This is a genomic window from Streptomyces javensis (assembly GCF_039525925.1).
Lineage (GTDB): Bacteria > Actinomycetota > Actinomycetes > Streptomycetales > Streptomycetaceae > Streptomyces > Streptomyces asiaticus.
Genome location: NZ_BAAAIF010000055.1, coordinates 48,631 through 71,172, shown reverse-complemented (window position 1 = coordinate 71,172; position 22,542 = coordinate 48,631). Strand labels below are relative to the sequence as shown.

The 22,542-nt window shown below is 70.5% G+C and carries 19 protein-coding genes; 9 read left to right on the top strand and 10 right to left on the bottom strand.

Going from position 1 to position 22,542, the window contains the following annotated elements; translation table 11 throughout:
* The coding region (locus ABD329_RS34900) for a multifunctional oxoglutarate decarboxylase/oxoglutarate dehydrogenase thiamine pyrophosphate-binding subunit/dihydrolipoyllysine-residue succinyltransferase subunit (RefSeq protein WP_344317404.1) at positions 1-3,504 on the top strand (3,504 nt) is incomplete at its 5' end.
* Between the two features lie 311 nt (positions 3,505-3,815).
* Here the strand turns inward: ABD329_RS34900 and ABD329_RS34895 are convergent.
* Together ABD329_RS34895 and ABD329_RS34890 are read right to left on the bottom strand one after the other, a co-directional pair.
* Entirely contained in the window at positions 3,816-4,193 is a 378-nt protein-coding gene (locus ABD329_RS34895; RefSeq protein WP_198280001.1) for a MerR family transcriptional regulator, read from the bottom strand.
* Between the two features lie 64 nt (positions 4,194-4,257).
* Positions 4,258-5,028 (bottom strand): SDR family NAD(P)-dependent oxidoreductase, encoded by a 771-nt coding sequence (locus ABD329_RS34890; RefSeq protein WP_198280002.1) that lies wholly within the window; start codon positions 5,026-5,028, stop codon positions 4,258-4,260.
* A 126-nt stretch (positions 5,029-5,154) separates the two neighbouring features.
* On the opposite strand from ABD329_RS34890, the gene ABD329_RS34885 reads away from it, so the two are divergent.
* Positions 5,155-5,337: a DUF6104 family protein gene (locus ABD329_RS34885; RefSeq protein WP_198280003.1), complete on the top strand. Its 183-nt coding sequence runs from the start codon at positions 5,155-5,157 to the stop codon at positions 5,335-5,337.
* A gap of 108 nt (positions 5,338-5,445) precedes the next feature.
* Here the strand turns inward: ABD329_RS34885 and ABD329_RS34880 are convergent, their stop codons facing one another.
* Positions 5,446-6,261 (bottom strand): AfsR/SARP family transcriptional regulator, encoded by an 816-nt coding sequence (locus tag ABD329_RS34880; RefSeq protein WP_198280716.1) that lies wholly within the window; start codon positions 6,259-6,261, stop codon positions 5,446-5,448.
* A 22-nt stretch (positions 6,262-6,283) separates the two neighbouring features.
* Entirely contained in the window at positions 6,284-6,967 is a 684-nt protein-coding gene (locus ABD329_RS34875) for a TetR/AcrR family transcriptional regulator (RefSeq protein WP_198280715.1), read from the bottom strand.
* Between the two features lie 147 nt (positions 6,968-7,114).
* Here ABD329_RS34875 and ABD329_RS34870 point away from each other — a divergent pair, with 147 nt between their 5' ends.
* Positions 7,115-7,735, top strand: coding sequence for a malonic semialdehyde reductase (locus ABD329_RS34870; RefSeq protein ID WP_198280714.1), 621 nt, complete (start codon positions 7,115-7,117; stop codon positions 7,733-7,735).
* Positions 7,736-7,814: 79 nt separating this feature from the next.
* Here ABD329_RS34870 and ABD329_RS34865 read toward each other — a convergent pair whose 3' ends face one another.
* The 3 genes from ABD329_RS34865 to ABD329_RS34855 all read right to left on the bottom strand — a co-directional run bounded on the left by ABD329_RS34865 (position 7,815) and on the right by ABD329_RS34855 (position 12,144).
* The gene (locus tag ABD329_RS34865) at positions 7,815-8,213 is read right to left on the bottom strand and encodes a nuclear transport factor 2 family protein (protein WP_198280713.1); all 399 of its coding nucleotides are present in this window, start codon (positions 8,211-8,213) and stop codon (positions 7,815-7,817) included.
* A gap of 39 nt (positions 8,214-8,252) precedes the next feature.
* Entirely contained in the window at positions 8,253-9,176 is a 924-nt protein-coding gene (locus tag ABD329_RS34860) for an NAD-dependent epimerase/dehydratase family protein (protein ID WP_198280712.1), read from the bottom strand.
* Positions 9,177-9,297: 121 nt separating this feature from the next.
* On the bottom strand, positions 9,298-12,144 hold the full coding sequence (locus ABD329_RS34855) for a non-ribosomal peptide synthetase (RefSeq protein WP_198280711.1): 2,847 nt from the start codon (positions 12,142-12,144) through the stop codon (positions 9,298-9,300).
* Between the two features lie 435 nt (positions 12,145-12,579).
* Here ABD329_RS34855 and ABD329_RS34850 point away from each other — a divergent pair, with 435 nt between their 5' ends.
* From ABD329_RS34850 to ABD329_RS34840, 3 genes are all read left to right on the top strand, one after another.
* A complete protein-coding gene (locus ABD329_RS34850) occupies positions 12,580-13,437 on the top strand; it encodes a DUF4097 family beta strand repeat-containing protein (protein WP_198282312.1) in 858 nt (285 codons plus the stop codon).
* On the top strand, positions 13,437-14,522 hold the full coding sequence (locus ABD329_RS34845; RefSeq protein ID WP_344317403.1) for a PadR family transcriptional regulator: 1,086 nt from the start codon (positions 13,437-13,439) through the stop codon (positions 14,520-14,522). The genes ABD329_RS34850 and ABD329_RS34845 overlap by 1 nt, the downstream gene beginning before the upstream one ends.
* A gap of 461 nt (positions 14,523-14,983) precedes the next feature.
* The gene (locus ABD329_RS34840) at positions 14,984-15,727 is read left to right on the top strand and encodes an antibiotic biosynthesis monooxygenase (protein WP_198280717.1); all 744 of its coding nucleotides are present in this window, start codon (positions 14,984-14,986) and stop codon (positions 15,725-15,727) included.
* A gap of 122 nt (positions 15,728-15,849) precedes the next feature.
* Here ABD329_RS34840 and ABD329_RS34835 read toward each other — a convergent pair whose 3' ends face one another.
* Together ABD329_RS34835 and ABD329_RS34830 are read right to left on the bottom strand one after the other, a co-directional pair.
* Entirely contained in the window at positions 15,850-16,812 is a 963-nt protein-coding gene (locus ABD329_RS34835) for a zinc-binding dehydrogenase (RefSeq protein WP_164428199.1), read from the bottom strand.
* A 198-nt stretch (positions 16,813-17,010) separates the two neighbouring features.
* Complete coding sequence (locus ABD329_RS34830) at positions 17,011-18,243, bottom strand: NAD(P)-dependent malic enzyme (protein ID WP_138913861.1); 1,233 nt, start codon at positions 18,241-18,243, stop codon at positions 17,011-17,013.
* Positions 18,244-18,766: 523 nt separating this feature from the next.
* Here ABD329_RS34830 and ABD329_RS34825 point away from each other — a divergent pair.
* From ABD329_RS34825 to ABD329_RS34815, 3 genes are read left to right on the top strand one after another with little or no spacing between them, the layout of a single operon-like run.
* Positions 18,767-19,720, top strand: coding sequence for an ABC transporter substrate-binding protein (locus ABD329_RS34825; RefSeq protein WP_198280718.1), 954 nt, complete (start codon positions 18,767-18,769; stop codon positions 19,718-19,720).
* Positions 19,721-19,763: 43 nt separating this feature from the next.
* Entirely contained in the window at positions 19,764-20,702 is a 939-nt protein-coding gene (locus ABD329_RS34820; RefSeq protein ID WP_198280719.1) for an amino acid ABC transporter permease, read from the top strand.
* A gap of 5 nt (positions 20,703-20,707) precedes the next feature.
* The gene (locus ABD329_RS34815; protein WP_198280720.1) at positions 20,708-21,460 is read left to right on the top strand and encodes an amino acid ABC transporter ATP-binding protein; all 753 of its coding nucleotides are present in this window, start codon (positions 20,708-20,710) and stop codon (positions 21,458-21,460) included.
* Between the two features lie 218 nt (positions 21,461-21,678).
* Here the strand turns inward: ABD329_RS34815 and ABD329_RS34810 are convergent, their stop codons facing one another.
* Positions 21,679-22,455: a class I SAM-dependent methyltransferase gene (locus tag ABD329_RS34810; RefSeq protein WP_344317402.1), complete on the bottom strand. Its 777-nt coding sequence runs from the start codon at positions 22,453-22,455 to the stop codon at positions 21,679-21,681.
* Positions 22,456-22,542 lie beyond the last annotated feature (87 nt).

Genomic DNA, 22,542 nt, shown 5'->3' with positions numbered 1-22,542 from the left:
GCGGCGCAGCCCGCGGCCCCCGCCGCGAAGGCCGCCCCGGCGGCCCCGGCCAAGCCCGCGCCGGCCAAGCCCGCGCCGGTCAAGCCGACCCCGGCCGAGCCGACGGTCTCCAAGAAGGAGCCCGCCGCGCCGTCCGCGGGGCCCGAGCTGGTCACGCTGCGCGGCCCGTCCGCCGCCGTGGCGAAGAACATGAACGCGTCGCTGGAGCTGCCGACCGCCACCTCGGTCCGCGCGGTCCCGGTGAAGCTGCTGTTCGACAACCGCATCGTCATCAACAACCACCTCAAGCGCGCCCGCGGCGGCAAGGTGTCCTTCACGCACCTGATCGGCTACGCCATGGTGCAGGCGCTGAAGGCGATGCCCTCGATGAACCACTCGTTCACCGAGAAGGACGGCAAGCCGACCCTGGTCAAGCCCGAGCACATCAACCTCGGTCTCGCCATCGACCTGGTCAAGCCCAACGGCGACCGCCAGCTCGTGGTCGCGGCGATCAAGAAGGCCGAGACGCTCAACTTCTTCGAGTTCTGGCAGGCGTACGAGGACATCGTCCGCCGCGCCCGCGCGAACAAGCTGACGATGGAGGACTTCACCGGCGTCACGGCCTCCCTCACCAACCCGGGCGGCATTGGCACCGTCCACTCGGTGCCGCGGCTGATGCCCGGCCAGGGCCTGATCATCGGCGTCGGCGCCATGGAGTACCCGGCGGAGTTCCAGGGCACCTCCCAGGACACCCTGAACAAGCTGGGCATCTCCAAGGTCATGACGCTGACCAGCACCTATGACCACCGGGTGATCCAGGGCGCCGCCTCCGGCGAGTTCCTGCGGATCATGAGCCAGCTGCTGCTCGGCGAGAACGAGTTCTTCGACGAGATCTTCAAGGCGCTGCGCATCCCCTACGAGCCGGTCCGCTGGCTCAGGGACATCGACGTCAGCCACGACGACGACGTCACCAAGGCGGCGCGGGTCTTCGACCTGATCCACTCTTACCGGGTCCGCGGCCATGTCATGGCCGACACCGACCCGCTGGAGTACCGCCAGCGCAAGCACCCCGACCTGGACATCGTCGAGCACGGGCTCACCCTGTGGGACCTGGAGCGCGAGTTCGCGGTCGGCGGCTTCGCGGGCAAGTCCATGATGAAGCTGCGCGACATCCTGGGCGTGCTGCGCGACTCGTACTGCCGCACCACCGGCATCGAGTTCATGCACATCCAGGACCCCAAGCAGCGCAAGTGGATCCAGGACCGCGTCGAGCGCAGCCACGACAAGCCGGAGCGCGAGGAGCAGCTGCGCATCCTGCGCCGGCTCAACGCGGCCGAGGCGTTCGAGACCTTCCTCCAGACCAAGTACGTCGGCCAGAAGCGGTTCTCCCTGGAGGGCGGCGAGTCCGTCATCCCGCTGCTGGACGCGGTGCTGGACGCGGCCGCCGAGTCGCGCCTGGACGAGGTCGTCGTGGGCATGGCCCACCGCGGCCGGCTGAACGTGCTGGCCAACATCGTCGGCAAGTCGTACGCGCAGATCTTCCGCGAGTTCGAGGGCAACCTCGACCCGAAGTCCATGCACGGCTCCGGTGACGTCAAGTACCACCTGGGCGCCGAGGGCACCTTCACCGGTCTGGACGGCGAGCAGATCAAGGTCTCGCTCACCGCGAACCCCTCCCACCTGGAGGCCGTGGACCCGGTCCTGGAGGGCGTCGTCCGCGCCAAGCAGGACATCATCGGCAAGGCCGGCACCGACTTCACGGTGCTGCCCGTCGCCCTCCACGGCGACGCGGCCTTCGCGGGCCAGGGCGTCGTGGCCGAGACGCTGAACATGTCGCAGCTGCGCGGCTACCGCACCGGCGGCACCGTGCACATCGTGATCAACAACCAGGTCGGCTTCACCGCCGCCCCGGCCGCGTCCCGCTCCTCGATGTACGCCACGGACGTCGCGCGCATGATCGAGGCGCCGATCTTCCACGTCAACGGCGACGACCCGGAGGCCGTCGTGCGCGTCGCGCGGCTCGCCTTTGAGTTCCGCCAGGCGTTCAACAAGGACGTGGTCATCGACCTGATCTGCTACCGGCGCCGCGGCCACAACGAGACCGACAACCCCGGTTTCACCCAGCCGCTGATGTACGACCTGATCGACAAGAAGCGTTCGGTGCGCAAGCTCTACACCGAGTCGCTGATCGGGCGCGGCGACATCACCCTGGAGGAGGCCGAGCAGGCGCTCCAGGACTTCCAGGGCCAGCTGGAGAAGGTCTTCACCGAGGTCCGCGACGCGGTCTCGGCCCCGGCCCCGGCCGAGGTCCCCGAGCCGCAGCCGGAGTTCCCGGTCTCGGTCCAGACGGCGGTCTCCCAGGAGGTCGTCAAGCGGATCGCCGAGTCCCAGGTCAACACCCCCGACCGGATCACCGTCCACCCGCGGCTGTTCCCGCAGCTCCAGCGGCGCGCGGCGATGATCGAGGACGACTCGATCGACTGGGGCATGGGCGAGACCCTCGCCATCGGCTCGCTGCTGATGGAGGGCACCCCGGTCCGGCTCGCCGGCCAGGACTCCCGCCGCGGCACCTTCGGCCAGCGCCACGCGGTGCTGGTGGACCGCGAGACCGGGGACGACTACACCCCGCTGCTGTACCTCACCGAGGACCAGGCGCGGTACAACGTCTACGACTCGCTGCTCAGCGAGTACGCGGCGATGGGCTTCGAGTACGGCTACTCGCTGGCCCGCCCGAACGCGCTGGTCATGTGGGAGGCGCAGTTCGGTGACTTCGTCAACGGCGCGCAGACCATCGTCGACGAGTTCATCTCCTCGGCCGAGCAGAAGTGGGGCCAGACCTCTGGTGTCACGCTGCTGCTGCCGCACGGCTACGAGGGCCAGGGCCCGGACCACTCCTCGGCCCGGATCGAGCGCTTCCTCCAGCTGTGCGCGCAGAACAACATGACGGTCGCCGCGCCGACGCTGCCGTCGAACTACTTCCACCTGCTGCGCTGGCAGGTCCACAACCCGCACCACAAGCCGCTGGTCGTCTTCACCCCGAAGTCGATGCTGCGTCTGAAGGCCGCGGCGTCGAAGACCGACGAGTTCCTCAACGGCTCCTTCCGCCCGGTGATCGGCGACGAGACGGTCGACCCGGCCTCGGTGCGCAAGGTGGTCTTCTGCTCCGGCAAGGTCTACTACGACCTGGCCGCGGAGCGGGACAAGCGCGGTGCGAACGACACGGCGATCATCCGCCTGGAGCGGCTGTACCCGCTGCCGGGTGCGGAGCTCCAGGCCGAGATCGCCAAGTACTCGGGCGTCGAGAAGTTCGTCTGGGCGCAGGAGGAACCGGCGAACCAGGGTGCGTGGCCGTTCATCGCGCTCAACCTGATCGACCACCTGGAGCTGTCGGTCGGCGCGGACGTCCCCGCCGCCGAGCGCCTGGTCCGGGTCTCCCGCCCGCACTCGTCCTCGCCCGCGGTGGGGTCGAACAAGCGGCACCAGTCGGAGCAGCAGGCGCTGGTGAACGAGGTCTTCGAGATCTGATTCGCCCAGTTCCGTACGGCTGATCCGGAAGGCCAGGTCCCATGGGGGCCTGGCCTTCCGGCCGTTCGGTGGCGTCAGACCGGCTGCGGGTCCACCGTTTTCGCTGCCGTCGGTGCGAGCTCTCCCCCAGCTACCGCTGGGAGGTGCCCCCTGGCCCGGCCGACGTTGTCGCCGGGGTCGATGTGCGCGATCGCGCACGCTCGGCGTGGGTGTTTGTCACCGCGCCCGCATCCTCCCCCTGACGACTGCTGGGGTTGGGTGGATGCGACCCGTGACCGTCCTGTCGTAAGGGGCAGTCGGGAGCGCGACGCTCAGCCAGACGGACTGACCGCGATCCGGTCGCCGGAGGCGGCGGCCAACCGCCCGGCGAGCTCGTCGCGCACCCGTGTGAGGGTGTCGATCCGGTCGTCCAGCACGCTCAGGCGGCGGCGCGCGATGTCCAGCATGGCCTCGGCGGGCCGGCTGCTCGGCAGGTCGCCGTCCAAGCAGGCGCCGAAGTGCTCGATGTCCTCGAGGGTGAGCCCGGCGTCGAGCAGATAGCGGATGTTGGCCACCCGCTTGACCGCCGTCTCGTCGTAGACGCGATAGCCGTTGACCGCCCGTGCGGAGCTCAGCAGCCCCCGCTCCTCGTAGAAGCGCAAGGCCCTGGTCGTGGCGCCGGTGGCCTTCGCCAACTCCCCTATCCGCATGCCCGCGAGACTACTCGCGCCCAGAGCCGTCCGACGGCCCGTGCCGCCTGCGGCGGGCTGTTCCCTAACCGACCAGGGCGCCGCCGTCCACCGGCAGGACGACCCCCGTCGTGTAGCCAGCCTCCGGCCGGGCGAGCTGGGTGATCCAGAAGGCGACCTCCTCCGGTCGGCCCAACCGCCCCAGCGGCACATGCCCGATCAGGGTCTTCCGCAGGGCGGCGACCTGCTCGGCGTCGAGCCCCTGGTGATGCCCGATCCCGGTGGCGATGGGGCCGGGCGCCACCCCCGCCACCCGCACCCCGCGCGGGGCGAGTTGGACGGCCCAGCTGCGCGTCAGCGTGTCCAGGGCGGCCTTCAGCGCGGCGTACAGCTCCGCGCCGGCCATCGGCCAGCCCCGCTGGCCGATCGCCGTACTGACGTTGATCACGACACCCGCGCTCTCGCTCAAGCGCGGGAGGGCGGCCTGGGTGAGGTACATCGGGGCGAGCAGATTGACGGCCAGCATCTCGTCGACGGCTTCCCGCCGGATGTCCCCGAGCGGCGTCTGCCGTACCACGGCGGCATTGTTGACCAGCACATCGATACGGCCGAACGCCTCCATCGCGGCGTCCGCGATCAGCTCGGCGGCCCCGGGGGCCGAGACGTCGGCCACCAGCGGCCGGATGCCCGGGGCGTCGGCGGCCGTCTCGGCGAGCCGGGCCGCCGTACGGCCGACCACCAGGACCTGGGCGCCCTGCTCGGCGAAGGTCCGCGCGGTGACCCGCCCGATCCCCGTGCCCCCGCCGGTGACGATCACTGCTCTGCCGGAAAAGTGCGCTGCTGTCATGTCGGTCATGTCGACGTACCGTAAACATTGACGCCCGCGTGAACGTCAAGCCCGGCGGCCCTCGGGTCGCTCACCGGAGTGCGGGGCCGCATATCCTGGGCGGGTAGATCCACACCACCCCTTCCGGAGCGACCCTTGTACTTCACCGATCGCGGTATCGAGGAGCTGGAGCAGCGACGCGGCGATGAGGAGGTCACCTTCGAGTGGCTCGCCGAGCAGCTGCGGGCGTTCGTCGACCTGAACCCGGACTTCGAGGTCCCGGTGGAGCGGCTGGCGACCTGGCTGGCCCGGCTCGACGAGGAGGACGACGACATCTGAGGGCAGGTCTGAGGGCAGGCCTGAAGGCTCTGAGGGCAGGTCTGAAGGCAGCTTGCGCGGCGGCGTGGGGCAGCGCCCCCAGGGCGCCGACGCCCTACCGGCCGCCCCTCACGCCACCACCGGACCCCGCCCCGCCGCCCCCGCCTCGTGGTCCAGCCGGGGGTCGGACACCAGCACCGCCTGCTGGAGCCGCTGAAGCTTCGCCGAGGGTTCCAGGCCCAGCTCCTCCGTCATCGCCATCCGCAGCCGCTGGTAGACCGTCAGGGCGCGGGTGCGCTGGCCGGAGCGGTGGAGGGCGAGCATGTACTGACCGTGCAGGCCCTCGTGGAAGCGGTGCTCCACGACCAGCGAGGCGAGGTCGCTCAGCACCTCCAGATGGCCGCCGAGCCGCAGCCGGGTCTCGATGCCGCGCTCGGTGACCGTGAGCCGGGACTGCTCCAGCCGGGCGACCTCCGCCTGGAGCGGCCGTCCGTGCGGGGTGACGTCGACCAGGGCCGGGCCCTGCCAGAGGGCCAGCGCCCGCCGGAAGGAGGCGTCCGCCGTCCGCTCGTCGCCCGCCTCGAGCGCGCCCTCGCCCTCGGCGACGAGGTCGCGGTACTGATGGACGTCGAGCTCGCCCGGGCTCACCACCATGGCGTACCCCCCGGGCCGGGTCTGGAGCACATCCCGGGTGACGGCGGCCGACGACATCCCCAGCCCCTCGGCGAGCAGCTTGCGCAGATGCAGGATGTACGTCTGGAGCGTGGTCAGCCCGGTGCGCGGCGGCTGATCGCCCCACAGCTCGGCCATCAGCGACTGCACCGGCACCATCCGGCCCGCGTTGAGCAGCAGCAGGGACAGCACCTTGCGCGGCTTCATCGCGCTGGGCACTCCGGACCGGGTGCCGAGGCCGAGTGTCAGCGGTCCGAGCACGCTCACCCGCATGGGTGGCACCTCTCTTCGGGCTTCATGGGCGGTACGCACGGACGAGCAGGTCGGCGGCGCTCTCACAGAGCGCCGTGGCCTCGTCCTCGGCGAGCGGGCGGGTGCCGTACATCGACTGGTAGAGCCCCTGTTGGATGATCAGGGCCACGAACTGGCGGGCCGCGGTGGCCGGATCGGGCACGCTCAGCTCACCGCTGCCGGTGCGCCGGCCGAGCATCTCGGCGAGGTACTTCACCAGCTGCTGGGGCTCCCCCTCCGCACACGCGGGGCGCAGCGAGGGATGGCGGGCGACCTCGGCGATGACCAGGCGGCGCAGCGCGGAGGCCCGCGCGTCGAGCAGTACGGCGAGCACCCGGTGGCCGAAGGCGAGCAGCGCGGTGCGGGCGTCGCCGGAGTCGTACGACTCGGGGGCCCCGGCGCCGTCCGGCCCGAGGGCGTACGGGGAACCGGCGGCGAAACCGGCCGCCACCCGCTCCCGCTCCTCCTCGACGGCGGCGATGAACAGCCGCTCCTTGTCGCCGAAGTGGTTGTAGACGGTCTGTTTGGACACGCGGGCCTCGTCGGCGATGACGTCCACGCTCGCCCGGTCGTACCCCTCGCGCAGGAAGACGGCCACCGCCGCCTCCAATATCGCCTGCCGCTTGGCGGGCTGGGGGCCCACGGGCCGTCCCGCCGCGCCGCGCCGGGGACCGCTGTCCGTCCGCAACGGCCCAACCTCCTCGCCCCAAGCCGGTCTTGCCCTCGATGGACTTGTGAGTCTAGCCTTCGTTTACCGCAATGGACTAGCCCGTCTAGTCCAATTAATTCAGCGGCGGATCACGTCGTTTCACCATCGCTTCACAAGGAGAGCTCCATGAGCGCACCGGAGAGCAGCGAGGCCCTGAGCCCTCTCACCCTGGCGCCGGAGGCGCAGCGGCAGCTGTTCCTGGAGGCCCGTACGGCCAACACCTTCACCGATGAGCCGGTGACGGACGAGCAGGTCCGCGCCATCCACGAACTGGTCAAGTACGCCCCCACCTCGCTGAACCAGCAGCCGCTGCGGGTGGTGCTGGTGCGCTCGGAGGAGGCGCGCGCCCGGCTGGTGGCGCATATGACGGGGCGGAACCAGGAGAAGACGGCCAAGGCCCCGCTGGTGGCGGTGCTCGCCGCGGACCTGGACTTCCATGAGGAGCTGCCGCGGCTGGTGCCGTTCATGGAGAACCCGCAGGCGTTCTTCGCCGACCCGGAGGCCCGTGAGGGGTCGGCGCGGTTCAACACCGCGATCCAGGTGGGCTACTTCATCCTGGGCGTGCGCGCCGCGGGGCTCGCCGCCGGGCCCATGATCGGCTTCGACCACGCGGCCGTCTCCAAGGAGTTCTTCGAGGACGGGCGGCACGCGGCGGTCTGTGTGGTCAACATCGGCAAGCCGGGTCCGGACGCCTGGATGGGGCGGCTGCCGCGTCTGGAGTACGACGAGGTCTTCCGTACGGTCTGAGATCTGGGGCCTGACAGCCGTCCGCTCCCGTGCCTTTCCGGCGCGGGAGCGGACGGCTGTCAGGGCTTGTCGGTTTCGCTCAGCTCTCGATCAGTTCATGGAACGCCACCGTGTCGAAGATGTCCTCCATCCTCGTCGCCCTGCCGTCCCGCATCGTCCACGAGTGGACGAAGTCCAGCGTCACGGTCCTGCCGCTCAGCGAGGTCACCTCGCGGGTGCCGAACACCACGATCCGGTCGCCCTGTTCGATGAACTCCTTCGGCGCGAGCTTCATCCCGCCCAGCACGGTCGGCACATGGGCGAGGAACTCCTTGATGCCCGCATGGCCCAGCTTGGTGCCGCCGAGCCCGTACTTGGCCATCCCCTCCGGATGCACCCACTCCACATCGGGGTGCATGCCCGAGAGGATCCCCTCGATGTCACGGTCGCGGAAACCCGCGTAGGAGGCCCGGATGGCCTCGATGTTCGGTGATGCCATGGTGGTCGCCACTCCTCGGACGGCGGTGTGTGCCGCGGCTCAAGACGGAAGGTGCTCGGCATGGAGCGCCTGGAGCGTACGCCGTACGCCCTCGCGCCACGGCACCCGGCAGGGGCCGGTGATCTCCCGCCGCTTCGTGGGGTCGAATTGGTAGGTCTCCCGGGTGACCTCGCTCGGGACGAGCCGGGCGGTGACCCCGGTGAGCTCCTCCAGATGGCGCACGCAGTCGGTCATCCCGACCGCCTCGTCCCCGCCCCAGTTGACCAGGGTGGCCGGGGTCGACGCCGCCCGCCACAGATGGGGGACGTGGGCGATGAGGTCGTCGGTGTGGAGGAGGGAGCACCAGTTCTGGCCCTCCATGGGCACCGGTATCGGCTCGCCCGCGAGCATCCGCTTGAAGTAGAGCATCGGCACCCCGCCGTAGCCGCCGGGGCCGTAGGCGATGTTGAGCCGGGCGATGGTCGTCGGCAGGTTCAGCACCTGGGCGAACGCCCGTACCGCGCCCTCCGCCGCGATCTTGCCCACCGGGTAGGCGGGCAGCCAGTCGGCCACTCCGTCCACCGGGTCGTCCTCGGTGTACGCGTGGTCGAGGGTCTGCCGCTTGTAGAGCGCCCCGGTGGAGACGAAGAGGAACGCCTCCGCCGTCCGGCAGTGGGACATCAGCCGGCCGGTGGCCACCGAGTTGACCTCGATGGCCGTGTTGACGTCGCCGTCCTCACCGCGGCGCACCGCCGAGTGGAAGACATGGGTGAAGTCGTCCGGCAGCCCCTCGTACGCCGCCTCGCGCGGGTCGTTCAGGTCCCAGCGGAACGTGGTGATCCCCTGGTCGTTCAGCTCCTTCTCGACACCGGGGGTGCCGAACCGGCCCAGACACCACACCTCGTTGCGCTCGGCCAGCGCCTCGGCCACCGGCCGGGCGACCTGCCCGGTACCGCCGGTGACCAGGATCTTCTTGCCTTCCACCCTGCTCTTCTCCTTGTGCCTGGCCCTGTCGGGGCCTGTGCCCTGCCCTGTCGGGCCTGTCCCCTGCCCTGTCGGGCCTGTGCCCTGCCCTGTCGGGGCCTTGTGCCTGGCCCTTTTGGGCCTATGACCGGCCCGCGGTCCGGGCCCGGTCGGCGTCGTCCAGCGCACGGTCGAGCTCCCTGCGCAGAACCGCCTGGAAGGCCGCGACATGCCGCGGACCCATCAGTGTGTAGTGCTCACCGGGTACGTCCACATACCGGTTGGGCTCGGTGGTGTAGTCGTCCCACCGGCGCAGCTCGTTCGCCAGCCAGTCCTCCTTGGTGCCGCGCAGCGGGATCGCGTAGAAGACCGTCATGGACCGGGTGGTGCCGCTGGGGTGGTAGTCGCGGCCCAGGGTGGTCAGGCCATGGGCCAGCTCCGCCCAGGCGGTGAACTTGTCCAGGTCCAGGTCGAGTTCGTCCAGCCGGGCCGCAGGGGCGATCCGCAGCAGATGCGCGAGCTGCTCCTCCTGGGACAGCGGGCGCAGCTCGGCGGGGAGGTCGAGCGACTGCTTCTTGTTGATCAGGTCGAGGAAGAAGGCGAGGTTGGTCGCGGTCTCGATGAAGTCGAGCTCGTCCATGCGGTACTTGATGTGCGGCGGAAGGTTGAAGCTGCCGACGAAGTCGACCCGCTCGCCCTGGGCCTCGAGCGCCTTGGCGATCTCGAACGCCACGGCGCCGCCGTAGGAGTATCCGGCCACGGCGTAGGGGCCGTGCGGCTGGCGGGCGCGAATGGCCTCCACATAGCACTCCACCATCTCCTCGAAGCTGGTGAAGGGCTTCTCGCCCTCGTTGAAGCCCCGGGCGCGCAGCGCGTGGAACGGCCGGTCGCCGACGAAGTACTTGGCGAGGTTGACGAAGACCAGGACCTCGCCGACACCGGGGTGGACGCAGAACAGCGGGGTCTTCTCGCCACCGGTCTGGAGCGGTACGACCGGGTCGTAGACCGCGGCGCCGGGCGCGCCGCCGCCGTCGAGCCGGGCAGCGAGCTGCCGTACCGAGGGAGCCGTGAGCACCGTGATGACGGCCAGGTCCGCGACCCCGAGGCGCCGGTGGACCTGGCGGCGCAGCCGCAGGATGTCCAGCGAGGTGCCGCCCAGGTCGAAGAAGCTGGCGGTGGCGCTGATCCGGTCCGCGGTGGTGTCGAACATCTCGGCGTAGATCTCGGCGAGGATCCGCTCGGTCTCGCCCTCGGGCGGGGTGTGGCCGCCGAGCCGGCGGGTGGTCAGCTCCGCGACCCGCTCGATGACGTCGTCGTATCCGCCGGACTCCAGGCGCTGGCGCATCCGGCGGCGCAGCGTCTTGCCGAGGCTGGTCTTGGGGAAGGCGTCCTTGGGCAGCGGCAGGATGAGGGAGGGCCGGAACCCCCAGTGCATCACGACGGTGGAGCGCACCGCGGTGATCATGCGGTGCAGCCCGGCCTCGTCGTCGTCCGCCGGTTCCGGGCTGACGGCGATGACCAGCTGCTCGGTGTCGCTGCCGGGGCGGCGGGTCGGGAACGCCGCGACATAGCCGCCGGCGACATCGTCGAGCTGCTCCAGCGCGGCCTCTATCTCATGGCTGAAGTAGTTGACGCCATTGACGATGACGCTGTCCTTGCTGCGGCCGACGAGGGTCAGCCTCCCCTCGTCGATCCGGCCGAGGTCGCCGCTGCGGAACCAGCCGTCGGGGGTGAAGGCTTCCTCGGTGGCCTCGTCGTTGTTGTAGTAGCCGGGGGTGATCATCGGGCCGCTGAGCTGAAGCTCGCCGATCTCGCCTTCGGGCAGCGCCCGGTGGTCGTCGTCGGCGACCCGGATCCGCAGCCCCTCGACGGGGGTGCCGAGGTTGGCGAACTCCTGGCCCGCGTCGGTGGCGGGGAACGCGCGGTTGTAGACGCTGCCGGCGCAGGTCTCGGTCATGCCGAAGGCGGGCCAGAGCGCGGCCTCCCGCAGTCCGTACGGGGCGTAATGCGCCAGGAATGCCTCGCCGGTCGCGACGACATTCGCCTCACCGCCGCTGACGATATGGCGCAGCGCACTGAGATCGAGCCCTTCGCCGCCCGCCGATATCTCGTCCGCCATCTCACGGACGGAGGAATTGAGCGGCCCGAGGAGGAAGTTCGGCGTAAAGGTCATGGTGACCTTGTGGCGGGATATGATCCGGAGGAAACGCAGCGGCTCCTCGAGAATGACCGCGGCTTCCGCATGCAATTGCTCGGCGCCCACGTACAGCGGCAGCATATGCGCTTCGAGCAGCGCGGCCACATGGTCGTAGGAAATCCAGTTGAAGGTGGTGTCGGCGGCGGTGAGCTGCTGCTTTCCGGCCTTTCCGGCCATGGACGCCAGGATATTTCCATGGGTCAGCATGACCGCTTTGGAATTCCCGGTGGAGCCGGAGGTGAGCACCAGCAGGGCGAGGTCGTCCGGGGCCGCGGAGTGGACGGCCGGCGGCTGTCCGCGTTCGGCGCCGGAGGCCCCCTCGGCCGTCCGCAGCTCCTCCACGACGGCCACCGCGAGCCCGGACACCTCGGGCAGTTCGGCCCGTGTCGCCTCGGTGGTCACCAGCAGCGGGCCGTCCAACAGCTCGTTGACGTGGGTGAGTTGGGCCGCCCAGCGGGCCGGGTCACCGGAGATCGGCACCATCGGGCAGGGCACGAAGCCGCCCAGCAGACAGGCCCAGAAGACCGCCAAGAATTCCGGCTGACGGTCCAGCAGCAGGGCCACCTTGTCCTTCGGCCGCAATCCCCGGTCGCGGAGTGCGGAGAGATACCCGAGCGCCGATTCCAGAAGTTCCGGATAAGGCTGCCGCACGGATTCACTCGCGGTGGGGCCGACCAGATAGCGCACCCCCGAATGGGCATGGTCGCGCGCCGCCCGCAACAACAGCCGGGCAACCGAGTTCGGCTCCGCGTCGTCCTGCGCTACGGAGGTATTCAAGGGTTGTGACGTCATTCCCCCCACGGCCCCTCTTCCTTCCCGATTCCGAGGCCACGAAGGTAACAGTCCCGAACATATGTCTCCACGATGCTCTACCAGGACTCTAGCGAAGCTCTAGCGGAAATTCTCAGCCCGTAGGACTTTCTTCAAAAAGTGCGATTCAGCCCACAGAGAAACGATGGCTGCGCCATGCATCTTCCACCACCTCGTGCGATTGTGCACGGATGCGGGACCGGAACAGGGGCGCCGGAACGGGGGCGGGATGGGGGCGGGCCGGGGACGGACCGGGGGCGGATCAGGAACGGACCGGGGCGGACCGGGGCCAGGCCGGGGCGGACCGGGGGCGGACCGGGCTTGACTCCGCGCGTCCGCGATATATCGTGTTGTACGGGAGACACGATATGTTGCGTCCAGACGGCGCGTCGCACGTCCAGCCAGGGGAGGCCAGGGATGTCAGCCCGATCACAGTGGTCGATCAACGCGCCACAGAAGCTCACCCTCGACGACCCGGTGTCCACGCTCGACGTCCAGATCGCGGGCGGCACGGTCAATGTGGTCGGCGCCGCCCCCGGCCCCGCCCGCATCGAGGTCTCGGAGATCGACGGCCCACCGCTGAAGGTCACCCATATCGACGGCACCCTGAGCGTCGGCTATGACGACCTCCCCCGGAAGGGCCTCCGCAAGTGGCTCGGGCACTACACCCGTACCGCCCATGTCACCCTCACCGTGCCCGCCGGCGCCAGCGCCACCGTCGGCGTGGTCGGGGGCTCCGCCGTGGTCTCCGGGCTGTCCGGCCGTGCCGAGCTGCGCGGTGTCTCCGGCGACTTCACCCTGCTCGGGCTGACCGGACCGGTCCAGGCCGACACCGTATCCGGCCGGGTCGAGGCCCAGGCCGTCACCGGCGATCTGCGGTTCCACTCCGTCTCCGGCGACCTCACCGTGATCGAGGGCTCCGGGCCCTCCGTGCGGGCCGAGTCGGTCAGTGGCGACATGGTGCTCGACCTGGCGCCCGCCCCCAAGTGCTCCGACATCTGCCTCACCACCGTCTCCGGTGAGATCGCCATCCGGCTGCCGCACCCCACCGACGCGGAGGTGGAGGCCAACACGGCCAGCGGCTCGGTCTCCAACGGCTTCGACGATCTTCGGGTCACCGGCCAGTGGGGCGCCAAGAGGATCACCGGTCGGCTCGGCACGGGCAATGGCAGCCTGAAGGCGACCACCGTCTCGGGCGCCATCGCGCTGCTGCGCCGTCCGCCGTCCGAGGACGACACGGACACCACCGACGGCACCCAGGGAAAGGTCCTCTGATGCCCCCCGTATTCGCCCACGGCCGACTGCGCCTGTATCTGCTCAAGCTGCTCGACGAGGCGCCGCGCCACGGCTATGAGGTCATCCGGCTGCTGGAGGAGCGGTTCCAGGGGCTGTACGCGCCCTCGGCCGGCACCGTCTATCCGCGGCTGGCCAAGCTGGAGGCCGAGGGGCTGGTCACCCACACCACCGAGGGCGGCCGCAAGGTCTACTCCATCACCGACGCCGGGCGCGCCGAACTGGCCGACCGCAGCGGTGAGCTGGCCGATCTGGAGCTGGAGATCCGCGAGTCGGTCGCCGAACTCGCCGCCGAGATCCGGGAGGACGTCCGCGGCTCCGCGAGCGATCTGCGGCGGGAGATGCGCGAGGCGGCCCAGCAGGCCCGCGCCTCCGGCGGCGCCCAGGACAAGCAGGCCCCGTGGGAGGGGTCGTGGGGCGACAAGGAGACCTGGCGGCAGGCGAAGGAGGAGATGCGGCGCGCGAAGGAGGAGTGGAAGGAGCAGGCGCGCCGGGCCAAGGAGGAGAGCCGCCGGGCCCGGCAGGACGCCCAGCGCGCCCGTAAGCAGGCCAGGGACGCGCAGGACTTCGCGCGCGAGGAGGTCCAGCGGATCGCCCGGCGGGTCCAGGAGCAGACGCAGGAGCACATCCGGGCGGGCGACTGGCAGCGGGCGGTGCGCGAGGGGCTGGCCGAGGTGTCACGCGGTATGGGCCGGATCTCCCGGCCGGGCACCTCGCGCTCGGACTGGGGCTGGGGCTGGGACGACGAGGCGTCCGGGCCGGATGTCACGGTGGAGCGGGTGGACGTGACGAAGCCGGAGGGCGGCGGCGGGGAGGAGAAGCCGACCTCCGGGGGCGGGGACGGCGGTGGCGCGGCCGGGGTGCGGGAGCCCGAGTGGGCCAGGGACTTCACCCCCTCCGGCGCCCCCGCCCGCGATCTGGAGCGGCTGCTCGACCGGTTCCGGGACGACGTCCGCGACGCGGCCCGCGACCACGGGGTGACGGACGCCCAACTGGCCGAGGCCCGCCACCACCTGGGGGCGGCCGCGGTGCGGATCACGGAGCTGCTGCGGGGGGACCGGGCGTAGGGGCTGTCCGGCGCGTCGTTACGCCTGCGGCGGGCTGATCCCCCGCCCCGCCCCTTCCCGAAACTGGGGCTCCACCCCAGACCCCGGCGTCCAGGCGTCTGGGGCGGAGTCGCATATCGACGCTGCGGAAAGTGGCTACCCACGCCCAGGGGTGTCCGCCGGATCGTGCCGCCCGCGGCAGGCTGATCCGCTCCCCGCCCCGGGACTCGGGGCCGGGGGCCCGGGATCCGGGGTCCAGGGCCCGGGGTCCAGGGGCGAAGCCCCTGGTAACGGGCAGGGGCGGGGAGGGGAAAACACCGATATGCGGCGCCGCACCCCTGGCCGCTTGACGTGAACCGTGGTTGAAGTTTCAGGATCGGGGTCGGAGGGGCGCACCACGGGGGAGCGCGCCCCTCCGGGCCCGTCGCCCTCTCCCCCGGCTTGTTCGGCGTTTCGACGTCCCCAACCGCGAGGAGACCGCCATGTCCGCCCCGACCAGCCCCGGGCCGCTGCCCGATCTCACCCGGCCCGATGTGGGCGCCGCGCTGTTCAGCACCTGGAGCGTGGGCACACCGGAACGGCAGCGGGCCGCGGTCGACGCCATCGCCGCCGCCTGGGACAGCCGCCCCTGGCCCGCGCCCGAGCTGCTCTCGTACAACCTCTACGCGGGCACGGACGGCGATACGCTGATGCACCACTCCCAGTGGGCCGACGAGGCCGCGTACCACGCCTTCTTCCGGACCCAGCGCCAGCAGCGCAACGACGCGATCGACAGCGCGGTCCCGGACATCGAGCGGCTCGGTCTCGCGTACTACCGCCACTACCGCGGCTTCCGGGCACCGGCCGCCGCCCACGACGAGACGACGGACCCCGGGCTGTTCGTCGTGGTCGAGATCGACTTCAACGATTCCGATCCCCAGGTCCGCCGGTCCTGGGTGGACCTGGTCATCGAGGCCCTGGAGAGCGAGCCCGACCCGGGCCTGATCTCCGCCGACTTCCATCTGATCGCCGACGGCGAGCGCCATCTGTCCACCGACCGGGCCCGGGTGCTCAACTACGCCCGCTGGACCGATGTGGAGGCGTACCAGGCGGCGCTGGCGGCCGACGGGCCGCGCGGCGGCGGCTCGTCCGCCTGGGACCGGGTGCTCGACTTCCCCGGCCGGGTGGGTGCCTCGTCCCGCTCCTATCGCTTCCGGCGGAGCTTCGTACGGCCGTCGGCGTCATAACGGAATTCCGGGAATTCACCGGGGCGTGACGGTCGGCGGCCCGCCCGCATTACTCCGCGAATCCCCGGCCCGCACCACGGCCGGGGACCCGCACAACGCCCGGGAATATGCCGCCGCGATATTCAGACCGTCAGTACGACCTTGCCGAAGAGATCGCCGCCCGCCATCTTCTCGAACCCCTCACGGGCCCGGTCCAGCGGCAGCACCGAATCGATCACCGGCCGTACCCCGCGCGCGGCGCAGAAGCTCAGCAGGTCCTCCAGCTCGTCCTTCCCGCCCATCGTGGAGCCGACGACCTTCAGCTCCAGGAAGAAGATCCGGTTGAGCTCGGCGGCCTTCGGGTTGGGGCCGCTGGTGGCGCCGGAAATCACCAGGGTGCCGCCGGGCTTGAGGGACTTCACCGAATGCGACCAGGTCGCGGCGCCCACCGTCTCGATCACCGCGTCCACCCGGCGCGGCAGCCGCTCCCCCGGCTCGTACGCGCCCTCGGCGCCCAGTTCGACGGCGCGGGCCCGCTTGGCCTCGTCACGGCTGGTGGCCAGCACCCGCAGCCCGGCGGCCGCGCCCAGCACGATCGCGGCGGTGGCCACGCCGCCCCCGGCGCCCTGGACCAGGACGCTGTCGCCGGGGCGCACCCCCGCGTTGGTGAACAGCATGCGGTACGCGGTGAGCCAGGCCGTGGGCAGACAGGCGGCCTCCTCGAAGGAGAGCTCCTTGGGCTTGGGCAGCACATTCCAGCTGGGGACGGTCACCTTCTCGGCGAAGGTGCCCTGGTAGCGCTCGGTGAGGATGGAGCGGGGCTCCTTCGGGCCGACGCCGTGTCCGCTCTGGCCGATGACCGAGTGGAGGACGACCTCGTTGCCGTCCTCGTCGATCCCGGCCGCGTCACAGCCGAGGATCATCGGAAGCGACTCCTCGCCGAGGCCCACACCGCGCAGCGACCACAGGTCGTGGTGGTTGAGCGAGGCGGCCTTGACGTTCACGGTGGTCCAGCCGGGCCGGGCCTCCGGCTCGGGGCGCTCCCCCAGTTCGAGGCCGCTCAGCGGCTGGTCACGGTCGATACGTGCGGCATAGGCAGCGAACATGATCCCGACCTTAGGCCGCGGGGCGACCCCACGGAACCGCACCACGGTGTGACCCCGCTCGCCCGCCGGACAGCGCACGGGCCGGGCCGCCCCTCCGGCTGAGGGGCGGCCCGGCCCGTATCGGCCACCCGGCCCGTATCGGCCACCCGGGCCCATCACGGCCACCCGGCCCATCACGGCATCTACCCTGGCGGGGCGTCAGCGGCGGGCGACGCCCTCCGCGCGGGCGGCCGCGGCGACCGCCGCGGTCACGGCGGGGGCGACCCGCTCGTCGAACGGCGAGGGGATGACCTTGTCCGCGCTCAGCTCGTCGGCCACCACGGCGGCCAGCGCCTCGGCGGCCGCGAGCTTCATGCCCTCGGTGATCCGGGAGGCCCGGACCTGGAGGGCGCCCGCGAAGATGCCGGGGAAGGCGAGGACGTTGTTGATCTGGTTCGGGAAGTCGCTGCGCCCGGTGGCGACCACGGACGCGTACTGGTGGGCGACGTCCGGGTGGATCTCCGGGTTGGGGTTGGCCATCGCGAAGATGAAGGCGTCCGGCGCCATCTTGGCCACCGCGTCCTGCGGCACCGTGCCGCCGCTGACGCCGATGAAGACGTCGGCGCCGTCCAGCGCGGCCTCCAGGGACCCGGTGAGCCCGGCCTTGTTCGTGAAGCCGGCCAGCTCGCGCTTGACGTCGGTGAGGTCCTCGCGGTCCGGCGAGACGACGCCCTTGCGGTCGCACACCGCCACATCGCCGATGCCCGCCTCGGTGAGGATCCGGGCGATGGCCACACCGGCGGCGCCCGCCCCGGAGATGACGGCGCGCAGCTGACCCAGCGCGCGGTTCGTCAGCTTGGCGGCGTTGCGCAGCGCGGCGAGGGTGACCACCGCCGTGCCGTGCTGGTCGTCGTGGAAGATCGGGATGTCGACCCGCTCCTGGAGCTTGCGCTCGATCTCGAAGCAGCGGGGCGCCGAGATGTCCTCCAGATTGACGCCGCCGAACGAGGGCGCGAACCGGGCGACGGTCTCCACGATCTCGTCCACGTCCCGGCAGTCGAGCGCGATCGGCACCGCGTCCACACCGCCGAACTGCTTGAAGAGGATCGCCTTGCCCTCCATCACCGGAAGGGACGCCTCCGGGCCGATGTCGCCGAGCCCCAGCACCGCGCTGCCGTCCGTCACCACGGCCACGACCTGGGACTTCCAGGTGTAGTCGTGGACGAGCTCGGGCTGCTCGGCGATCGCGCTGCACACCTTGGCCACGCCCGGTGTGTACGCGAGGGACAGATCGTCCCGGTCGCGCACGGGCACGGTCGCCTGGACGGCCATCTTGCCGCCGCGGTGCAGGGCGAACGCCGGATCGAAGGGCTCCCCGTCGGTCACGCCTTCGGCTCCTTCGCCGCTGCCGCTGGTGCTGTCGCTGCGAGGATTGACCATCTCCGCTGCCACTGTTTTGACCCCTTTGTCGTTTTTCTGTCGAGGGTATCCGCCCCAGGTTCGGAGCGGGCGGGCACCGCGTCGTCCCATTCAGCGGATGACCACCGCATGGGTGTGGGTACGAACGCCGGGCGCGTCGCACACGCGCCCTGAGCCCCGGGTGAGGGGTGTAGCCGTCTGTTCTACCTGAAGCGCGCGTCGAGGGACGAACGAGTTCTGGTGCCATGACGCCGGAAAACCAGGCATTACGCCTGAAGGCGGGCGAAGCTCTAGGGAAAGTCCATGGCACCGTCACGCGCTGTTCTCCGCGTGATCATGAGCCTGCCTCGCGCCTGCCTCGCGCCACCGGCCGCCGCTGTCGAGCCGGTACCGCTGTCCGGTTGTGCACCACGGGGATCGCCCGTTATCCGATTTTGACATGGCCGGTGACCCGTACGGGCCCGTCCGATGGCAAGATGCCCCAATCACACGAGATCGCGACGCCCACAAACGTGTTCCCCAGATCTCGCCCCCTCACCCTGCCGGAGGAATCAGCATGACCGCCAGCTTCACGCCCCGTGGGGCCACCCTGAAGTCCCGGATGGCCCCCGTCGGCGCGATAGCGGTGGTAGGCGCCCTGCTGCTGACGGGCTGCGGCGATCAGACCGACAAGGCCACGGGCGGGTCCAACAGCAACTCCGCCCCGCTGTTCAACCAGCTGCCCAAGGAGATCCAGAGCGCCAAGGTGATCAAGGTGGGCTCGGACATCAACTACCCGCCGGTCGAGTTCAAGAAGAACGGCCAGGTCATGGGCATCGACCCGGACATCGCCGACGCGCTCGGCAAGCAGCTCGGGGTGAAGTTCGAGTTCAACAACGGCACCTTCGACACCCTGCTCTCGGGTCTGCGTTCCAAGCGCTACGACATCGCCATGTCGGCCATGACCGACAACAAGGGCCGCCAGGAGGGCGTCGACCCGGACACCGGCAAGAAGGCGGGCGAGGGCGTCGACTTCGTCGACTACTTCACCGCGGGTGTCTCGATCTACACCAAGAAGGGCGCGAACTCGGGCATCAAGACCTGGGACGACCTGTGCGGCAAGAAGATCGTCGTGCAGCGCGGCACCGTCTCCCACGACCTGGCCAAGTCCCAGTCGAAGACCTGCCAGAAGAACGGCAAGGGCAAGATCTCGGTCGAGGCGTTCGGCAATGACACCGAGGCCCAGACCCGGCTGCGCGGCGGTGGCGCCGTCGCCGGCTCCAGCGACTTCCCGGTCGCCGCGTACGCGGTGAAGACCTCGGGCGGCGGCAAGGACTTCGAGCTCGTCGGTGACCAGGTGGAGGCGGCCCCGTACGGCATCGCCGTCGCCAAGAAGAACACCCAGCTGCGCGATGCCCTCAAGCAGGCCCTTGCCCTGATCATCGCGAACGGCGACTACGACAAGATCATCGCGAAGTGGGGCGTCAAGGACGGCGCGGTCACCAAGGCCATCATCAACGGCGGCAAGTGATCCGGCCCTCCCCCGTCCGCGCTCGCGCTGAAAGGCACCATCCGTGACTACTAAGATCGAAAAGGCGGGTCCGGTCGACGCCCCGCCGCCGGCGCCGGAGAGCATCAAGGCCATCCCGGTGCGGCACTACGGCCGCTGGGTCGCCGCGATCATCGCCATCGCCCTGATCGCCCTGCTGATCTCCGCCTTCGCCCGCGGTGACGTCAACTGGAACGCCATCCCGGACTACTTCTTCGACGGCGAGGTCCTCAGGGGCGTTCGCAACACCGTCTGGATCACCATCCTCTCGATGGTGCTCGGTGTGGCCCTCGGCATCGTCCTCGCGGTGATGCGGCTGTCGAAGAACCCGGTGACCGCCTCCATCGCCTGGGGCTACATCTGGTTCTTCCGCGGCACCCCGGTCTATGTGCAGCTGCTGGTCTGGTTCAACCTCGGCCTGGTGTTCGACTACATCAACATCATGCCGATCTACAAGGACGAGTGGTCGGACTTCATGACCCCGTTCCTGGCCGCCCTGCTGGGCCTGGGCCTGAACGAGGCCGCGTACATGGCCGAGATCTGCCGGGCGGGCATCCAGTCGGTCGACGAGGGCCAGTCCGAGGCCGCCCAGGCGCTCGGTATGAGCCACGCCAAGACGCTGCGCCGGGTGGTGCTGCCGCAGGCGATGCGGGTGATCGTGCCGCCGACCGGCAACGAGTTCATCAACATGCTCAAGACCACCTCGCTGGTGATCGCGGTGCAGTACTGGGACCTGCTCCAGGCCACCTCCGAGGTCGGGCAGAACTCCGGCGCCACGGCGGAGATGCTCTTCCTGGCGGCCGCCTGGTACCTGATCCTCACCTCCGTGCTCAGCGTCGGCCAGTACTACCTGGAGCGGTACTACGCGCGCGGCTCGAGCCGTAACCTGCCGGCCACCCCGCTCCAGCGGGTCCGGGCCAATCTGCTCTCCTTCAGCAACCGCTCCGGAGGTGTCGGCGCATGACCGCCATGGTGAAGGCCGAGGGCGTCCACAAGTCCTTCGGCCCGGTTCATGTCCTCAAGGGCATCGACCTAGAGGTCGCCCCGCGTGAGGTCTTCTGCCTGATCGGCCCGTCCGGCTCCGGCAAGTCCACCTTCCTGCGCTGCATCAACCACCTGGAGCAGATCAACTCCGGGCGGCTGTATGTGGACGGCGATCTGGTCGGCTACCGCCAGAAGGGCGACAAGCTCTACGAGCTCAAGGACCGCGAGGTCGCCGAGAAGCGGCGCGACATCGGCATGGTGTTCCAGCGCTTCAACCTCTTCCCGCACATGACCGCCCTGGAGAACGTGATCGAGGCGCCGGTCCAGGTCAAGCGGGAGTCCAAGGCGGTGGCGCGGGAGCGCGCGCTGAAGCTGCTGGACCGGGTGGGCCTGGCCGACAAGGCGGCCAACTACCCCTCCCAGCTCTCCGGCGGCCAGCAGCAGCGCGTGGCGATCGCGCGGGCCCTGGCGATGGAGCCGAAGCTGATGCTCTTCGACGAGCCCACCTCGGCGCTCGACCCGGAACTGGTCGGCGATGTGCTCGATGTGATGCGCGGGCTCGCGGAGGACGGCATGACGATGATCGTCGTGACGCATGAGATGGGCTTCGCGCGCGAGGTCGGGGACTCGGTCGTCTTCATGGACGACGGCGTGGTGGTGGAGTCCGGGCACCCGCGGGAGGTGCTGACCAATCCGCGGCACGAGCGGACGAAGTCGTTCCTCTCCAAGGTGCTCTAGGCGCTCCGCTGGAAGTGCCCCGACCTGCCGTCGATCGTCCGCGGCACCGTCGTGGCTGGTCGCGCCCGCGCGGCGGAGCCGCACATCGACGCGGCCCCGCGCCCCGTCGGGGCGCCACCGAACCGCAGCCGACGCCCGCCGATCCGCTTAGGCGCGGCACCTGCGCGAGGGCGGTACGGGCCGATGCCCGTACCGCCCTCCCGCACTCCGCCCCCAGGTCACTTCAGCCCGAGCACCATCGCGTCCGAGGGCGAGCACCAGACGGCCCGCGCCTCCCCGAAGCCCCCCTCACGCAGTGCCCCGACATGCCAGGCGACGGGCTGTGTCTCACCGTCCGCGTGATCGCCGTCCGCCGGATTGCCGAAGATCGAGAACCGCTCGGCGACCGGCCCCGCCAGCACCTCGTCCCGCGCGGCGGTCTGCCACCAGTCCGCCCAGTCCTGGGTGCCCTCGGACCTGGCCCGCGCCTGCCGTGCCTTCTGATACGCGTGGTCGGCCGCGTTGAGCCGGGGCGTCTCCGGATCGGGCATGTGGTCCGCGTTGAGGAACACCCCGCCCTCCCGCACCACGCCCGCGATCTGCCCGTACAGCACCCGCAGCTCGTCCGAGCGCAGCCAGTGGAGCGCCGTGGCGGTCAGCACGGCGTCGTAGGCGCGGTGCGGCAGCCGCTCGGTCCACCCGGGGTCGCGCAGATCGACGGTCACGAACTCGGCACGCGGCTCGGCCGCGAAGTGGCCGCGGGCGATCGTCAGCAGCGCGGGATCGAGGTCCACGCCGGTGCTGGTGGCGCCCGGGAACCGGCGCAGCGCCCGGTCCGAGATACTGCCCGTGCCACACGCCAGGTCGAGGATCCGGGGCTCCGGGCCGACGACGGCCTCGACCGCGTCGAGCATCACCCGGAACCGTTCCTCACGATCGGGGAGGTACCACTCCTGCTGCCGGTCCCAGCTCCGCTGCCACGCCTGCCAGTCCGCCACGGCGACGGTGTCCGTCATCGAGCCCCTCCAAGCCATGCGTCATCGTCTCGGCGCAGCCGCCCGTAATACCCTCGTAGGCAGAACGCCTCTTACTCGACCTGATGT

Coding starts and splice junctions, on each gene's coding strand:
- ABD329_RS34895 (WP_198280001.1), bottom strand. CDS start 4,193: ATGCGGATAGGGGAGTTGGCGAAGGCCACCGGCGCCACGACCAGGGCC.
- ABD329_RS34890 (WP_198280002.1), bottom strand. CDS start 5,028: ATGACCGACATGACAGCAGCGCACTTTTCCGGCAGAGCAGTGATCGTC.
- ABD329_RS34880 (WP_198280716.1), bottom strand. CDS start 6,261: ATGCGGGTGAGCGTGCTCGGACCGCTGACACTCGGCCTCGGCACCCGG.
- ABD329_RS34870 (WP_198280714.1), top strand. CDS start 7,115: ATGAGCGCACCGGAGAGCAGCGAGGCCCTGAGCCCTCTCACCCTGGCG.
- ABD329_RS34865 (WP_198280713.1), bottom strand. CDS start 8,213: ATGGCATCACCGAACATCGAGGCCATCCGGGCCTCCTACGCGGGTTTC.
- ABD329_RS34855 (WP_198280711.1), bottom strand. CDS start 12,144: ATGACGTCACAACCCTTGAATACCTCCGTAGCGCAGGACGACGCGGAG.
- ABD329_RS34850 (WP_198282312.1), top strand. CDS start 12,580: ATGTCAGCCCGATCACAGTGGTCGATCAACGCGCCACAGAAGCTCACC.
- ABD329_RS34845 (WP_344317403.1), top strand. CDS start 13,437: ATGCCCCCCGTATTCGCCCACGGCCGACTGCGCCTGTATCTGCTCAAG.
- ABD329_RS34840 (WP_198280717.1), top strand. CDS start 14,984: ATGTCCGCCCCGACCAGCCCCGGGCCGCTGCCCGATCTCACCCGGCCC.
- ABD329_RS34835 (WP_164428199.1), bottom strand. CDS start 16,812: ATGTTCGCTGCCTATGCCGCACGTATCGACCGTGACCAGCCGCTGAGC.
- ABD329_RS34825 (WP_198280718.1), top strand. CDS start 18,767: ATGACCGCCAGCTTCACGCCCCGTGGGGCCACCCTGAAGTCCCGGATG.
- ABD329_RS34815 (WP_198280720.1), top strand. CDS start 20,708: ATGGTGAAGGCCGAGGGCGTCCACAAGTCCTTCGGCCCGGTTCATGTC.
- ABD329_RS34810 (WP_344317402.1), bottom strand. CDS start 22,455: ATGACGGACACCGTCGCCGTGGCGGACTGGCAGGCGTGGCAGCGGAGC.